This window comes from Marinobacter santoriniensis NKSG1 (assembly GCF_000347775.1).
Lineage (GTDB): Bacteria > Pseudomonadota > Gammaproteobacteria > Pseudomonadales > Oleiphilaceae > Marinobacter > Marinobacter santoriniensis.
The window spans coordinates 127,753-144,172 of record NZ_APAT01000026.1 but is presented as its reverse complement, the minus strand read 5'-3'; the positions used below and the strand labels follow the sequence as shown (position 1 = coordinate 144,172).

General features: G+C 58.1%; 10 protein-coding genes. 5 read left to right on the top strand and 5 right to left on the bottom strand.

Features of this window, described 5'->3' with window-relative positions:
- Positions 1-352: 352 nt before the first annotated feature.
- The 4 genes from aupA (at position 353) to MSNKSG1_RS17355 (ending at position 7,862) form a co-directional block, all read left to right on the top strand.
- Entirely contained in the window at positions 353-1,690 is a 1,338-nt protein-coding gene (aupA, locus tag MSNKSG1_RS17370) for an alkane uptake protein AupA (RefSeq protein ID WP_008940612.1), read from the top strand.
- Positions 1,691-1,776: 86 nt separating this feature from the next.
- Entirely contained in the window at positions 1,777-4,947 is a 3,171-nt protein-coding gene (locus tag MSNKSG1_RS17365; RefSeq protein ID WP_227498056.1) for an Ig-like domain-containing protein, read from the top strand.
- 132 nt (positions 4,948-5,079) lie between these two features.
- The gene (locus MSNKSG1_RS17360; RefSeq protein WP_008940610.1) at positions 5,080-7,374 is read left to right on the top strand and encodes a molybdopterin-dependent oxidoreductase; all 2,295 of its coding nucleotides are present in this window, start codon (positions 5,080-5,082) and stop codon (positions 7,372-7,374) included.
- Between the two features lie 20 nt (positions 7,375-7,394).
- Entirely contained in the window at positions 7,395-7,862 is a 468-nt protein-coding gene (locus MSNKSG1_RS17355; protein WP_008940609.1) for a DUF2489 domain-containing protein, read from the top strand.
- A 295-nt stretch (positions 7,863-8,157) separates the two neighbouring features.
- On the opposite strand, the gene MSNKSG1_RS17350 is transcribed toward MSNKSG1_RS17355, so the two are convergent.
- From MSNKSG1_RS17350 to MSNKSG1_RS17340, 3 genes are all read right to left on the bottom strand, one after another.
- Entirely contained in the window at positions 8,158-9,522 is a 1,365-nt protein-coding gene (locus MSNKSG1_RS17350) for an aminoacyl-tRNA deacylase and HDOD domain-containing protein (RefSeq protein WP_040887052.1), read from the bottom strand.
- Between the two features lie 148 nt (positions 9,523-9,670).
- Complete coding sequence (gene recG / locus MSNKSG1_RS17345) at positions 9,671-11,746, bottom strand: ATP-dependent DNA helicase RecG (protein ID WP_008940607.1); 2,076 nt, start codon at positions 11,744-11,746, stop codon at positions 9,671-9,673.
- Positions 11,747-11,754: 8 nt separating this feature from the next.
- Positions 11,755-12,714 (bottom strand): hydrogen peroxide-inducible genes activator, encoded by a 960-nt coding sequence (locus MSNKSG1_RS17340; RefSeq protein ID WP_008940606.1) that lies wholly within the window; start codon positions 12,712-12,714, stop codon positions 11,755-11,757.
- 74 nt (positions 12,715-12,788) lie between these two features.
- Between MSNKSG1_RS17340 and MSNKSG1_RS17335 the strand changes: the two genes are divergently transcribed.
- On the top strand, positions 12,789-13,658 hold the full coding sequence (locus MSNKSG1_RS17335; protein WP_008940605.1) for an NAD-dependent epimerase/dehydratase family protein: 870 nt from the start codon (positions 12,789-12,791) through the stop codon (positions 13,656-13,658).
- Here the strand turns inward: MSNKSG1_RS17335 and MSNKSG1_RS17330 are convergent.
- Positions 13,651-14,037, bottom strand: a complete 387-nt coding sequence (locus tag MSNKSG1_RS17330) for a RidA family protein (RefSeq protein ID WP_008940604.1) — start codon at positions 14,035-14,037, stop codon at positions 13,651-13,653. The genes MSNKSG1_RS17335 and MSNKSG1_RS17330 overlap by 8 nt on opposite strands.
- 100 nt (positions 14,038-14,137) lie before the next feature.
- Positions 14,138-16,276, bottom strand: coding sequence for a RelA/SpoT family protein (locus MSNKSG1_RS17325; protein ID WP_008940603.1), 2,139 nt, complete (start codon positions 16,274-16,276; stop codon positions 14,138-14,140).
- Positions 16,277-16,420: the final 144 nt, after the last annotated feature.

Here is a 16,420-nt window from a genome sequence, read left to right as displayed (position 1 = left end):
TGTCAAAAAGTTTTACAGACTGATTCATTAAAGTTTCATATGGCCCCGACTGGGGCCATATCTGTTTCTGGGCCAGCGTCAGCGCCCTTCCCTGTTCAACAATCCCATTTTTTACCCGAAATCACGCCCTTCCTGCTACAAATAGTCACAAACTGTGGCCTTTTATGCCCATGTATTCCAATTACTTTTACCTGCGATTGCGCTATATGTGGTTCTACAGACATTGATCTGTGTCAAAAAAGCCAAAGTCCCGAAAAGACAAGCCGCATACACTGGACCCTGATCAATCGTGCACCAGTTCACATTTTGGCGGCGCACAAGCACAACAACAATGAGATAACGGAGTGTATCAATGGTTACCACCTCCCGGTTTTCAGTACGGGCGATGTCCCTTGCAGTCGCAACACTTTCCGCGGGATTTTCTCTTTCTACTCAGGCCAGCATGGGCAATATCGGCACAACTTACGGGGTAATGCCGGTTGATGTGGCCACCGCACAGTCCCTGTCCATGTTCAATGATCAGGTGTCCGCCACCTACTACAACCCGGCAGCCTTGACCAAGGACACCCGGGGTGAACTGACTACGGGCATTCTGCATGCCGAGCAGGAGCTCCGGTCCAAGAACCCGAACGCTGACGGGGACATTCTATCCAACTCTCCAAGCCAGCACGTGTTGCTTGGCATGAAAACCAATCTAGGCTCGATCACCCGTTTCAAGCATCCGCTCTACCTCGGTTTCATTGCTGGCGTCGAGAAATATGGCAAGGAGATGCTCGCGTTTGATTCCCGAACTACCGACACCGGTCAGTTCCTCGAATATGGCCGCGAGCCGCTGTTCCTGAATCTGGGAGGCGCTACCCCGATCTGGCGAGGGATTTCAGTCGGTGCCTCGTTCCGAATTACTCTGGAAGCTGCCGCCAAACTCGACGCCGTTTCAACCCTCGGAGGCGAAACCAGCCGGGAGCGTCTGTCCGTCAATGCCCAACCCTCCTTCAAGAGCATTCTGGGAACCAACATCGACCTGGGCAGCACTTTCTGTCCCGATGACAGCTGTTTTCTGGACGGCTGGGAAGCGGCGTTGATCTATCGCACCAAATCCGAGGCGTCGACCAGCGTCGACTCCAACATCGTCGTGACCCAGACCATCCCGGAACCCGGCCTTGCTCTCGCGGTCACCACCATCGATTCCTTCCAGCCGGAAACCTACGGCGTCGGCGCGCAGTATCAGGGCGATTCCTGGCGTGTGGGTGGTAGTGTCGAGCAACAGAACTGGTCGGCGCTGGAAGACAAGTTCGCCGGCGACACCATCAAGGATCAAGGCTCGGTCTCTTCGGCTGACCGGATCAAGTTCGACGACATTCTCATTCCCCGGCTCGGTGCCGAGTACCAGTTCAATGACAGCTTTGCTATCCGCGGCGGCGTCGCCTACGAGCAGTCGCCTCTGAAATCCACCCGTAACCCGGAAATCAACTATCTGGACACGGACAAGATCGTTGTCGGCCTTGGCGTCAGCGCGACTTACAACCGCACGCGGTTGCTCGCCTACCCGATTCGCTTCGATTTTGGCTACCAGTACCAGCAGTTGCAGAAGCGTGACTTCACCCTGGTGGACTACGACGGCAACGAGACTCCGGTCACGGCTGACGGCGAAGTCCAGGTATTCAGCGGCTCGATCACTCTGAAGTTCTGAGTGGAGGTTCTGTCATGAAGCATTACAAGATTCTGGCGTTGGCGCCGGCCATCCTTCTTGCCGCATGTGGCGGCAAGGAGCAGGCCATGCAAGGCGATCTGCCGACTGGCTCGGTGGTCTATTCCTACCCGACCGATGGGCAAACGGGTGTGAGCCCGAAATCCGATATTGTCATCCGTTTCTCCAATCCGGTAACCGACGCGGAAGCCGACTTGCAGAGCGAGATTCTGGTGAACGACGGCACGACCAATATCGGGTTCACCGTGACCAAAGTGGACGGTGGCCGGAGCCTCAAGCTCTCACCGGATTCGCCGCTCGCTCTCGGTACCGAATATTCGGTCTCTTTCGCCAATGCCTTGAAGGCGAATGGCGCAACCAGTATCAACACGCCGAATGCCACTGGTCCGGAAGGCATTCAGTTCCAGACCCGGGGTGGCTATACGGGCATCCAGTCCCTGGATGACACCGCCGCCGATTTCTCGGTCGCCACCATGGTTCCATCCCCCAATGGCCTGCTTGAGGCGGTCGACTTCTCGACCTTCCGCCTGCTGCTGACCCAGCCCGTGGACCCGCGATGGAAGGATATGGGTGGAAAGATTGTCCTTGAAGACGATCAGGGCAATCCGGTTCCGGCCACCGTTCTGGTGGACGAACGCCGTATCACCGTTGACCCCTGCCTCACCGACGATCCATCCCTGTGCGGCACCAAGGACGATCAGCTGAAAGCGGGAGCCACCTACACCCTCAAGATTCAGGATCTGCCCAGCCAGACCAGCCCGGGTACCACCCTGAATTTCAGCCAGGCCTTCAAGATCCGGGAAGCTGGCCCAACGGTGGTGGTTTACCAGGAAGCGGTCGATTCCGGACTGGGTAGTGGCGCCTCCGAGGAGCAAGCTACCAAATCCATTCTGAACGGCCAGCCTATCAACGGGGTAACGCTCAACTCGGTACTGCAGGGAACGGCAGGTCCTTCCCAGCAAACCGGCGGGCTCTACGCCGAATTGGCCTATGCCCCCTCCTTTGGTGCCGATGAAGCACTGCCACTTCGGGTACCGAAGAACAGCGTCCTGAACAGCACCAGTCTGGATGTCCGAATCAACGGTACCGTGCCGGTGATCAATCCCGAGACCAACCAGATCCAGCAGACCGGCAACATCAAGGTCACCATGCTTTCGGACGCCAGCGGTTACCTGCTGCCCAATGCGTACACCGATGACCTGAACGCTCCCCGACACGTCCGGCTGTTCATGGACGTAGCAATGAACACCGCCGAGGCGCAACCGAACGCGTCACTGTCACAGAACCTGCTTGGGGTTGAACTGGACGGTATCGCGATGGTGAAGGACGGCGTACTCAACATTGACGCCATCGGCGTGGTCGAACCCAGTCTTCTGGGCCAGGAATACACCGATTCCACCATCGCCTTCCACCTGGAAGCCAAGACTGACGCCAACTCCGTCCTGGATGCCGCCGATCTCTGGCAGCCGGATACCACCAGCCCAACTCTGGTGAGCTGGATGCCGGGACCGGACACTGCCATTCCGGGAGATCGCGATCAGATGCAGCGCCCGGGCGATCCGATCATCCTGAACTTTGATGAGCCGATTGATTCTGAGAGCCTTTCGGATGGCATTCAGCTTTATCAGGGTAATAAGTTGCTTACTATTGGCGACGGTAACCTTAAAGCTTATGTAGACGGTACCGCAGTGGTTGTGAACCCGGTTGGCGGCCTCAAACATGGCGTTAATTACAAGGTTGAGATAACCAATCAGTTGACTGACCCAGCGGGAAATCCCGTTATGAGCCAAGAATTGCCATTTGGCCTGCCGGCAGTGGACGACGGTTCAGTTACATTCAATTCTCCTCTTGCCCTTACAACTTACCCTGGCTACCCCTGTGTCACGACCGGTGTTGATCTGGATGCTGGCACTCACGGACAGTGTATAGATGCGGCGCCAAATGGGCCGAAGGGCCAAGTGCTACCCATCACGACCTTGCCTTCAAATCGGCCAATTGTGGTCGTTTTCTCTCAATCCATGGACCTGAGTACGATACGACCCAGTCAGACGTTTACGGTCGAGAAAAGAAATTCTGATGGTTCGTACTCCCCGGTAAAAGGGCGCCTGGAGAAGAACAATCAGAGAATTCGATTCTATCCAGATACGCCTTGGTCGACCGATAGTTACTACCGTTACACGATGTCATCCAGTAACTTTGCCACTATTGGTGACGTCGACTGCGCGAACATTATTTGCTCTTCGCGGGGCTACCCTCTGCAAACAGACCTTTTGGTCGATCCAGAGGATATTGGTGGACCCGATATGACCATCTATTTCCGGGGAGCACCAGAAACCAATTCGGTCTTCACACCGCTACGCAATCTTCCGATAAGAGATGTCAACGCAAACTTCGTTGTCGATTGTGATGACCCTGACAACCAGAACTGTCTTGAGCCATTCCAACACGAAGGAAACGACACTGACGGTTACCTCCCCTCTGCGAACTCCGCGAAGCTGGGGGTGAACGGGAGTGCTACGGCTTTGGGCGTACCCGTCGGCGCTCAGGTTGGTTGCTCGACTTCCGAGAGCTGCCCCAAGAAGAAGTTCATTTACCAGACCTATGCCTTGAACACTGAAGTCATTGGGCCAGCGGTTGACGATGATACGGGTAAGACGGGGGTCCGAGTCTTGCTTTACCCAACAATGTTAGCAACCACATCAGCCAGTGTGTTCCTTGATGGTTTTGGAGAACAGGCAACCGGGCCGCAGATTCTCCGGATGACCTACGGCACGCCCTCAGAGGACAACCCTCTTGGACTGGTCGAAGGCATCATCATCGAGGGCGATGATGGGAAGCCGATCTTTAAGACGGTGGCAGACCTGACACTCGATGCCCCAAATCTCTCTTTGCCTCTGGCTTCTGCATTGTCTCACGACCTTTACAGCAAGCCGTTTTCATTGAATTTGCAAGGACCTATCGTGTTTTTTGATGATGGCCGGATGCAAATTGAACAACGCAACGATAATGCGCCGCCAATTGACGTTAAGGTCAATGTCACCATTCCAATCGTCGGCGGATTCCTGAGCTATGCAGCTTGTGTAGATGCCAGAGGCGCGAGTGGAATCCTGAGCTGTCTTACAGACTCGACAAGTGGTGTCGACCGTGGAGACATCCAAATTCCACTACAGATACCTGCACAGGGCGTCTACCTCAACTTCATCTCCAACCCCATAAAGGAACTCCCCACACAGCCCTGAGGGGCACTGCTCAAGGCCAGCCTCCGGGCTGGCCTTTTTTCTGTGCGTCAGTATCTCCCCTCATTTGCGACATCTGATAATCTGATGGCACACCGCAACCCGATACCCGAGAACAACAGCCTGGGAGACCCCATGGAAAACGGCACCCACTTTCGGACCTGTCACCTTTGCGAAGCCCTGTGCGGCGTAGCGATTACCGTCAAGGACGGACGCATCGACTCGATCAAAGGGGACGAAAACGATCCTCTGAGCCAGGGGCACATCTGCCCCAAGGCGACGGCCTTGCAGGATCTTCACGAGGATCCGGACCGGCTGCGGCGGCCGATCCGGAAGACCGGCGACGGCTGGCAGGAGATTTCGTGGGACGAGGCCTTTGATCTGGTTGCCAATCGGCTGCACCAGGTACGGAGCCAGCACGGGCGAAACAGTATTGGTGTCTATCTTGGCAATCCCAATGTCCACAACCACGGGTCCCTGGTGGCCACCATGCCCTTCCTGCGGGCGATAGGGAGTCAGAACCGGTTCTCCGCGACATCCAACGACCAGCTTCCCCATATGCTGACGAGCCTGGAGATGTTCGGGCACCAGATCCTGTTTCCGATTCCGGATATCGACCACACCGATCTGTTTATGTGCATCGGCGCCAATCCCATGGCCTCCAATGGCAGCCTGATGAGCGTGCCGGATATCCGGGGCCGGCTGAAGGCCCTGAAGCAGCGGGGCGGCAAACTCATCGTGATCGATCCTCGCCGGACCGAAACCGCGAAAGTGGCCGACGAGTTTCATTTTATCCGCCCGGGTTCCGACGCCCTGCTGCTGATGGCGATGGTACACACGTTGTTTGATGAGGACCTGGTCGACCCGGGCCCTGCCGAACGGCTGGTCAAAGACATCGATCTGCTCCGGCTCGCGTCGGTGCCCTACACGCCCGACGCCGTTAGCCACCGCACGGGCATAGAGCCGGAAACCATCCGGGAACTGGCACGTCAGCTGGCACAAACCCGCAAGGCGGCCCTCTATTCCCGGATGGGAACCAGCACCCAGGCTTTTGGTGGCCTTGCCACCTGGCTGTCCTATTGCCTGAACATTCTTACCGGCAAACTCGATACGGTTGGCGGGATGCTGTTTACCCAGCCCGCTATCGATCTGGTCACTCTGGGTGCCATGAGTGGACAGAAGGGCCATTTCGACAAGCGCCGCAGCCGCGTCCGGGATTTGCCGGAGTTTGCCGGTGAGTATCCCGCCAGCACCATGGCAGACGAAATGCTCACGCCAGGAGAAGGCCAGATTCGCGCATTCGTCACCGTGGCCGGCAATCCGGTACTGTCCAATCCGAACGGGCGGCGCCTGGACAAGGCTCTGGAAGGCCTCGATTTCATGGTTTCGGTGGACTACTACCTGAATGAGACCACGCGACATGCCGATGTCATCCTGCCGCCAACCGCGGCGCTGGAGCGCAGCCACTACGATCTGATCTTCAATATGTTCGCGGTGCGCAACGTCGCCAAATTCAGCGACGCCCTGTTCAAACCCGCCGACGATACCCGACACGACTGGCAGATTCTTATCGAACTGACTCATCGCCTGGAGAGGCTCCGCAAGGGAGGCCGCCTGCCTTTGCGAAGCGAACTCGGTTGGCGAACGTTCAAGCAGCTTGGTCCGGATCCGATCCTGGACATGCTCCTGCGCACCGGCCCCTATGGAGCCAATACCGGTCCGGCCCGCAAATTCCTGCAGCCCGCCGTGGATCTGGTCATGGACATTTTACCGGAGCGACACCCACTTCGTTCCCTCGTTCGTCTCAGCCCGGTCAATCGTGAGTGGAACGGCCTTGCCAAAGGCCTGTCGCTGGCGGCGCTTCGGGACAATCCCCACGGCGTGGATCTGGGTGCTTTGCAACCGTCACTACCAAACCGTCTCTTTACCCGCGACGGCCTCATCCAGATGGCGCCGAGACGGTTCCTGCAGGATCTTGGACGCCTGCACGAGGCACTATCGACCGACCCCGATGGCGATTTTCGGCTGATTGGCCGACGCCATGTGCGTAGCAACAATTACTGGATGCATAACAGCCGAAGGCTGGTCAAAGGAAAGGAGCGGTGTACACTGATCATCCACCAGCAGGATGCTGATCGTATAGGTCTGAAAGCGGGCGACATGGCCGAGGTACAGGGCGGCGGACAACAGATCGTGCTACCTGTCGAGATCAATGAGGACATTATGCCGGGCGTGGTGTCGATTCCCCATGGCTGGGGCCACGACAGGGAGGGCATCCGCCAATCCGTCGCGCAATCCCATGCCGGCACATCCATCAATGACGTGCTCGCTGACGATCAGATCGATCATCTGTCCGGAACCTCGGTGCTGAACGGACAGTCGGTGAGTATCAAAGCCTGGCAGGCCAAGACATCCCGGCAATCCGCCTGAACAAACGAGGAGAGTACCCGATGCCACCATGGTTGCAATGGACACTGATTATCGCGGGTCTGGCGACCATCGGGTGCCTGGTTCTGTTCATCCGGAAACAACTGAACACGATCAATCTGCACCGACGAAGGGAAGAAAAAGCGTCGGAATTCCGCCTGAAGCGGCGCCAGGACATGATCGACAGCATTCGGGTGATCGCGCTCGCCGTCGAAGAGGATCAGATCGAGTATTCCGAAGCGTGTCTTCGGTTAAAGGGATTGCTGGATCACGTTGCGCCCGATCTGCTGGACCAGTCGCCCTTCCGCGTCTTCCAGACCGTCCACGAAAAACTCCAACACATGCCGACCCACCGGGCCCGACAGGCAACGGACAGCCGTTTCATCGAGAAACTGGACAAAGAGCGATTCGACGTGGAACGTGCGCATACCGACGAGATACGTCGGGCCGCAACCGCCATCCGGCACCATCGCTTTGAAGGAACCGACTAACTGGTCAGACCGGTCTTTTGTAACAGTTTGTAAACAGGGCGCTCGGAAAACTCCATATTTTGCATGAAAAATCAGGCAGTTCAGTTTTCCAAAAAAACTGACTGAAGGCTCATTTCTTTTCTGCCAAGAGCATTGACTTTTATTTTTCGGCGGGTTGTCTAAATTAAGAATGAGAGGACGCCTAATTCTGCGAGGCGCCCCCTGCGTTGTTTTCTCCTGATAAGTCTGGACGACTCTGCAATAAGCGGGTGAGCTTGCCGGCCCTGAAGGGGCCGGCTTTTTTGTGGACGCGCTGTTACTGGCTCATCATCCCGGCCATGGCCATGATGCTGTCTTTGTTATGAACCAGTTCGTCGAACTGTTCTTCCACACGCTCCCGGTCGAGGCCAAGCTCGTCATAGATCGAATCGCTCACCGGTTCACCTGCACCCAGGGCAATCCCCCGGGCGGTAAGCAGTTGGCGACCAAGCCAGATCAGGCGCGCATAGACATCACAGGGCCCCTTGTAATGGGGGTTCTTCTGGTATCGGATGGCGGTGGTCACCTCGTCCGGCATACCCCAGTTTTCCATGAGCTGGGCGGCAATCTGCTCCCGGGTCACGCCCAGCAGGTGATGTTCCGTCACCGATGAATCAATGTGTGGATTCACCTCCAGGGAACGACACACCAGCTTGAAGTGCGGCGGAAACACCTGGGCCAGAACCAGGTATCCGAAGTTGTGCAGGAGTCCCGCAAGGTAGGCCAGGCCGAACATCGGCCGCTGACCCCGCGGCATCATACTGGCGAGAATGCCCGAAGACTGGGCCTGCCAGATGGCCTGCTGCCAGTAGTCCACGTAGCCGTCCGGATGATCCTGCGGTTGCTTCAGAGCGCGCCCCAGTGACAGCCCCATGGCCAGGTTCATCACCAGATCAAAGCCAAGCACGCGCGAAACCGCATCGTGCACTGAACGAACCTGCCCGGCTGCAGCATAGAACGAGGAGGACGCCCAACTGACCACCTGGGCGGCCAGGCTCGGATCGCTTTCGACGATGTCGACGAGATCGCCCATGACGGCATTGGGATTAACCCGCAGATGTATGATCCGCTGGGCTGTTTCCGGCAACGGCGGCAACTCCAGTGTGTCTTCGAGACGCTGCTGGATTCTCAGGCCGGTAAACTTTTTGATGGCCGAATGGAGCTGGTCCCGATCCATGCCGGGCTTGTCCAGATTGACCGGGACCGCGTTGCTCGAGACCGCAAATGAAAAACGGTCAGCCTTTTCTGCCAGGGCCCGGAAGTCTTCTGCGGGCATCACCATGGCGATGCCCTGTTCACTCAATTCCAGTGCGACCGCAGGCAAATCATACACCGCCTCATCCACCACGGTCGGCCAACCGGTCAGCGAAGGCAGGGCAGGCATTTCCTTGAGCCCGGCACGCTCGCGGATCCTGAGCTGTTCACGACGCTTCATCAGCTTCAGATCACGCCCCAGACGTTTGTTCAGCTGTTCGAGATCAATCAGATCGTTTTTACGGCAGATTGCCTGCAGGTGTCCCTGCTCATCACTGAGCAGAATCATCCTGAGCAGTTCTTCTGTGTTTGCCTGCCCGCTCTGCCTCAGAGATACACCAGCAGCCGATTCCCCAAGGGCCTGCTGTACCGCGACAGGTAGTTCCATAAAGTTCTCCAAATGTTGCTATCGGCCTGTTCCCCACTCGAACTGCAGGTCTGGCAGCTCCAGTATAGAACAAAGACACGGGCCATTTTTTGACATAAAACCTGGCCTGCCCGATTGCATACGTAGATCTCTACGCAACAGACGACGATCAGACATCACCGTAACGAATCTTTTCTCCCAACCACCGCTCAATCAGCGCCGTGACGCACCGGGAATCGCCCATCAATGACGGCGCCATTGCCCGAACCGGCTCGATCCAGCCTTTGTCCCGCTCGAAATCGGCTAACCGGAACTGCATCATACCGGTCTGCCGGGTACCCAACACTTCGCCCGGACCGCGAATTTCAAGATCCTTCTCTGCAATAAAAAATCCGTCCTGGCTGTCTCGCAGGGCCTGGAGCCTGGCCTTGCCGTTCGCGGACAGGGGAGGATGGTACATCAACACACAGAAGCTGGCCTGTTCACCACGACCCACGCGCCCTCGTAACTGGTGCAGCTGGGCGAGCCCCAGACGCTCCGGGTTTTCGATGATGATCAAGGACGCATTGGGAACATCCACCCCCACCTCGATCACGGTGGTGGCCACCAGTAAATCCAGCTCGCCCGTCTTGAACCGCTCCATAATGGCGGCCTTTTCCTGGGCCTTCAACCGACCATGCACCAGCCCCACCTTCAACTCGGGCAAGCGGTCCGCCAATTCCGCCGCCGTCACCTCCGCCGCCTGGCATTGCAGGGCCTCGGATTCCTCGATAAGAGTACAGACCCAGTAGGCCTGCCGACCATCCTGGCAGGCCTTGCGAACCCGCTCGACGACATCGTCCCGGCGACTGTCAGGAATCACGATTGTCTCAATGGGTTTTCGACCGGGGGGCAGTTCATCGATCACGGACGTGTCCAGGTCGGCATAGGCACTCATGGCGAGGGTCCTCGGAATAGGCGTTGCTGTCATGATCAGCTGGTGGGGCGCGAGGGAACCTCCCACACCTTTTTCTCGCAATGCCAGACGCTGATGCACACCAAACCGATGCTGCTCATCGACGATCACCAGGGCCAGCCGATCAAACAGAACGTCTTCCTGGAACAGCGCATGGGTGCCAATAACCACGGCAGCCTTTCCGGAGTGAACGCGTTCCAGAGCTTCCTGACGGGCTTTGCCTTTAACCTTTCCGGACAACCAGGCCAGCTCGACACCCAGAGGTTCCAGCCAGCTCCGGAAATTCTGGAAATGCTGCTCCGCCAGGATCTCCGTCGGTGCCATCAGGGCAACCTGCGCGCCCGAGCCGATGGCCTGAAGCGCCGCAAGGGCGGCGACCACCGTCTTGCCCGACCCGACGTCGCCCTGCACCAGGCGAAGCATCGGCACAGGCTGGGAGAGATCCTGTCGGATATCGGCCAGAACATGCCGCTGAGCCCCCGTGAGGGAAAACGGCAAATCCTCCAGGAAGCGCTCGGAGAGATCACCTGTGGGTAACAGAGGCAAAGCCGACCGGGCCTGGATCTGTTCCCGAACCTGCAGCAGGCTCAACTGATGGGCCAGCAACTCCTCCATCACCAGCCGTTGTTGAGCCGGATGACGCCCCTCCATCAGCAGGTTCACGGGCGCATCTGCCGGGGGCGCATGGACCAGCCTTACCGCCTCGGTGATCCCCGGCAGCTGATAGTCCGACAGCAACTCCGTCGGCAACCAGTCCCGAATGGGAAAACGATCCAGGTAAGTCAGTGCCTGCTGACACAGGCTTCTGACCCTTGGCTGCTGGATACCCTCGGTCAACGGATAGACTGGCGTCAGGGTCGCGGCTCCCTCGGGGGGCATGGGAGGCGGATTGACCTGATACTCGGGATGATAGAACTCATAGCCGGCCCGGCCCGGACGCACTTCGCCAAAACATCGGACGGTCGCCCCCTCGGATAGCTGATTTTTCTGGGCAGCGTTGAAATGGAAAAAGCGCATGACCAGAAACCCGCTGTGGTCTCGCAGCGTGACCTGGAGACTTCGCCGGCGTCCCATTACCAGGTCGGCCTTGACCACCTCCCCCTCGACAACGGCGACGTCGCCGATTCGGAGGCTGCCCATGGGGATAACGCGGGTTCGATCCTCATAGCGGTGAGGAAGATGGAACAGCAGATCCTGGAGGGAGTGAATACCCAGTCTGGCGAGCGTACCCGCCAGGGCATTTCCGACTCCCTTGAGCTGGGTGACCGGGATGTCATCCAGTGACGTCATGACGTTACTCAGGCACTTTCTGCGACGTTCGGGGTGTCCGATTTGGCTTTTTCAATCACCCGGCACTGGCTGGCCGCCAGCGAGAGGACGTCAATCGCCTTGGGTCTGGGAAAGGTCACACGCCAGGCAAGCGCCACCGTCCGGAACGGCACCGGCGGGGCAAACGGCCGAACGGCCAGGATATCCTCCTGGTACTGCATTCCCGTCGCGGCTGACAGCGGCAACACGGTAATTCCCAGGCCAGAGGCCACCATGTGCCGGATGGTCTCAAGCGAACTGCCTTCCGTCACCAGCGCCGGCGAACCCTGATCGACCCGCTTGGTCACGGTTTCCACCAGCGGCGGACAGGACTCCAGGACCTGGTCCCGGAAACAGTGGCCTGGCCCCAGGAGCAGCAACTGCTCCTTCGCCAGCTCATCGGCGGTCAGTTGCTCCTTTTTCGCAAGTGGGTGCGCTGCAGGCAACAGAACCACAAATGGCTCGTCATAGAGCGGCAAGGTAAGCACTTCCGGTTCTTCAAAAGGAAGCGCGATGATGATGGCGTCCAGCTCGGAATGACGGAGCTTCTGACGCAGGCTCGCTGTGTAGTTTTCTTCGATGTAGAGCGGCATATCCGGCGCCGCACGCCGGAGCTCCGGCAGGAGGTGCGGGAACAGGTAGGGTCCGATGGTGTAAATCGCGCCGACCTTCAGGGGAGAATTGAGCTGGTTCTTGCCATCCAGTGCCATATCCTTGATGACATTCACCTGGTCCAGAACCCGCTGGGCCTGCTCAATGATACGCTGGCCGCTCTCCGTGACCCGAATACTGCTTTTACTGCGTTCAAACAACGGGATACCCAGCTCATCCTCGAGCTTCTTCACCGCCACACTGAGCGTCGGCTGACTGACATGGCAACGCTCGGCAGCGCGACCAAAATGCCTTTCGCGAGCAAGGGTAACGACGTATCGTAACTCGGTAAGAGTCATGGCGAGCTCCGGTCTGATCCACGGGTCGAAGTTTCAGTTATTTATGAACCAAAGCATAAGGATTGAAATTGTCTATGGCAATCACTGAAAGCAATCAACGGCCACGGGTGCTGCTGGCAGGCTGCGGCAAGCTCGGCGGCGAGATTGCCCGGCGACTGGCAGGGCGAGCCGACGTGTTTGGCCTGCGCCGCCACGGCAGTCAGGTGCCCGAGGGCGTCACCGGCGTAAGCGCAGACCTGACAGACTTGGCTACCTTGCGGGGCGTGCTGCCACCGGAGCCGGACATCGTGATCTATTGCCTGACGCCATCCAGCTACGACGAAACCGGCTACCGGGCCGCCTATGTGACGGGGTTGTCCAATCTTCTGACGGCTCTCGGCGACGCTCGGCTCAAACGCCTGTTTTTCATCAGCAGCACCAGCGTCTACGGCCAGGACGACGACAGCTGGGTGGACGAAGACAGCCCCGCAGAGCCTGGTCGACGCAGCGGCCAATGCATTCGCGAAGGTGAGGAAACCGCTCTCAACAGCGGCCACCCCGCGACCATCGTTCGTTTCAGCGGTATCTATGGTCCGTCCCGGAGACGCTTTCTCGATGAGGTTCTGAAAGGCGGCATCAATCCAGAGAGCCCGGCCCCCTTCACAAACCGTATCCATGAAACCGACGCAGCCCGGGTGGTTGAGCATCTCGTTGAACGGACGTTGAGCGACGAACCTTTGGCCCCGCTCTATGTCGCCAGTGACAGCGAGCCGGCCCGACTGGATACGGTAGTGAACTGGATACGGGAACAGGTGCCTTGCCAGAATCCGAAACCGGACGCCCGGACCGGAGGACGCGCGGGCAGCAAGCGATGTTCAAACAGAGGTTTGTTGCAGACGGGGTTTGAATTCCGGTACCCCGACTTCCGGGCGGGGTACCGGGAAATGATCGAGATGCTTAACTGAGCACCATAACCGCTTCCATCTCGACGGGCACGCCTTTGGGCAGCGCGGCAACGCCAACGGCGGCCCGGGCCGGATAGGGCTCCTGGAAATACGTCGCCATGATTTCGTTGACGGTGGCAAAGTTCGCCAGATCGGTCATGTAGATATTCAGTTTGACGATGTCCTTGAGCTCGCCGCCGGCCGCTTCGCAAACCGCCTTGAGGTTTTCGAACACCTGACGGGTCTTGGCAGCAAAATCGCCCGCAACCACTTCCATGGTTTCCGGTACGAGGGGAATCTGACCGGAAAGGTAAACCGTGTCCCCGGCCTTGACGGCCTGCGAGTAGGTCCCGATTGCCTGAGGAGCGTTCTCGGTCTGGATAACGGACTTATTGGTCATGATTTCAGAGTTCCTCTCTTTCAAAACGCCAATGCTCGCTCCTGCACACAGCGACTGTCAACCGGTCTTTGGTCGCGATCCGGCAAGGGGCGGGAGGTTTCTAATACCGCACCCGGTTTATGTGCGTCACCGCCCGGATATTCCGTATCCGCCGCATGACCCGGGCAAGGTGTTTACGTCCGTTCACATGGACCACCAGACTGACGATACCGAACTTGGCGTTCTGATCCTCGACATTGATCCGCTCGATGTTGCCATCGGCCATGGCCACGGCATTGGCGACCTCGGCGATCACACCACGCTGGCGCTCCAGCTCCACCCGCAACTCCACGGAAAACTCGTCGGTGATGTCCTTGGCCCACTTGAGGTGGGTCAGGCGAGCCCTGCCCTCGTCGCTGTCCGGCAGACGTGAACAGGTATCGGAGTGAATGACCATGCCATTACCTGAGTCCATCACCCCCACCACCGGATCACCCGGAATGGGCTTACAGCAGCTGGCGAATTTCACGAGCAGCCCTTCGGTGCCGCTGATCGTGACAGGCGCGCGGTCCAGGTTACGTTCATCGCCGGACGCTTCAAGAGCGTCGCCGTCCGCATCGGCAACCAGCTGGCGTGCCACCAGATAGGCCATGCGGTTCCCGAGTCCGATGTCGCTGATCAGATCGTCGAAGCTGTTGACCTGGTTATGGTTGACCACGGCCTGCTTCTGGGCGTCACTGATGTCCGCCAGCTTGGCCCCAAAACCTTTGAGGGACCGCTTGAGCAACGTTCGCCCAAGCTCCAGCGACTCCGCCCGTTTCTGTGTCTTCAGGACGTGACGGATGCTGCTGCGCGCCTTGCCCGTAATGACAAAACTGAGCCAGGCGGGATTGGGGCGTGCGCCGGGCGCGGTGATGATTTCCACCGTCTGCCCGCTCTGCAGGGGCTGGCTCAGGGACGCCAGATTGCGATTGATCCGGCAGGCCACCGCCGCATTACCGATATCCGTATGAATGGCATAGGCAAAATCCACCGGCGTCGCACCGCTGGGAAGTTCCATGATCCGGCCTTTCGGCGTGAACACGTAGATTTCGTCCGGGAACAGGTCCACCTTCACGTGCTCGATGAACTCCAGCGAGTCATCGGCACGCTCACGCATTTCCATCAGCCCCTTCACCCAGCGGTCAACCCGGGCCTGATTGACGCTGGTGACGTTCGATGGCTCGTTCTTGTACATCCAGTGGGCCGCAATACCGTTGTTGGCAATGTGCTCCATCTCCTCGGTACGGATCTGGATCTCGATGTTCACATGCATGCCGAACAGGGTGGTGTGCAGCGACTGGTAACCATTGGCCTTGGGCATGGCTATATAGTCCTTGAACCGGCCCGGCAGTGGCTTGTACAGGCTGTGCACGGCGCCGAGGATGCGGTAACAGTCGTCCTCGGTGTCGGTGATGATCCGGAAGGCGTACACATCCATGATTTCATGGAAGGATTTGTGCTTGAACTTCATCTTGTTGTAGATGCTGTTCAGATGCTTCTCGCGACCAAGGATACGGCCGGGCAAGCCCCGTTCTTCCAGCTTTTCCTGCAGCTTGCCCCGTATTTCCTCGATGATCTCGCGGTGGCTGCCACGGAGTTTATTGACGGCCTTGGATATGTATTTGGCCCGCATGGGATACAGGGACGAAAATCCCAGATCCTCGAGCTCCGTGCAGATGGAGTGCATGCCCAGACGGTTGGCAATCGGGGCATAGATATCGAGGGTCTCGGTTGCGATTCGCTGACGCTTCTCATAAGGCATCGGGCCAAGCGTCCGCATGTTGTGCAACCGGTCGGCAAGCTTTACCAGGATGACCCGGATATCCCGGGCCATGGCCAGCGTCATCTTCTGGAAATTTTCCGCCTGGGCCTCGGCCCGGGAGCGGAATTCAATCTGGGTCAGTTTGCTGACGCCATCGACGAGCTCGGCGACATCCTCGCCAAACTGTTCCGTCAGTGCATCTTTCGGGATTCCGGTATCTTCGATGACATCGTGGAGCATGGCCGCCATCAGGCTCTGATGGTCCAACCTCAGGTCCGCGAGGATTCTGGCAACGGCCAGTGGGTGGGTAATGTAGCGATCGCCGCTTTTGCGCATTTGCCCTTCGTGGGCCTGTTCGGCGTAATAGTAGGCCCGTCGCACCTGGTTGATGCGAGTGGTATCCAGATAGGTACTGAGCTCTTCCGCCAGACCTTCAACCGTAGGCTCTGCCGACACCGCGCCTCCACATTCTTCAAATGACAGGGACAAAAAAACCCGAATGCATGCATTCGGGTCCTTCCTGATCCTTCCAGCAACGTTCTATAGCTACACTATAAAACTGCGGGGACAGATTTCAATGACTCTCGCCTGCGGGTACGT

Bases quoted from the DNA above. Each gene is read 5' to 3' on its own strand.
- aupA (WP_008940612.1), top strand. From the start codon at position 353: ATGGTTACCACCTCCCGGTTTTCAGTACGGGCGATGTCCCTTGCAGTC.
- MSNKSG1_RS17365 (WP_227498056.1), top strand. From the start codon at position 1,777: ATGCAAGGCGATCTGCCGACTGGCTCGGTGGTCTATTCCTACCCGACC.
- MSNKSG1_RS17360 (WP_008940610.1), top strand. From the start codon at position 5,080: ATGGAAAACGGCACCCACTTTCGGACCTGTCACCTTTGCGAAGCCCTG.
- MSNKSG1_RS17355 (WP_008940609.1), top strand. From the start codon at position 7,395: ATGCCACCATGGTTGCAATGGACACTGATTATCGCGGGTCTGGCGACC.
- MSNKSG1_RS17350 (WP_040887052.1), bottom strand. From the start codon at position 9,522: ATGGAACTACCTGTCGCGGTACAGCAGGCCCTTGGGGAATCGGCTGCT.
- recG (WP_008940607.1), bottom strand. From the start codon at position 11,746: ATGACGTCACTGGATGACATCCCGGTCACCCAGCTCAAGGGAGTCGGA.
- MSNKSG1_RS17340 (WP_008940606.1), bottom strand. From the start codon at position 12,714: ATGACTCTTACCGAGTTACGATACGTCGTTACCCTTGCTCGCGAAAGG.
- MSNKSG1_RS17335 (WP_008940605.1), top strand. From the start codon at position 12,789: ATGGCAATCACTGAAAGCAATCAACGGCCACGGGTGCTGCTGGCAGGC.
- MSNKSG1_RS17330 (WP_008940604.1), bottom strand. From the start codon at position 14,037: ATGACCAATAAGTCCGTTATCCAGACCGAGAACGCTCCTCAGGCAATC.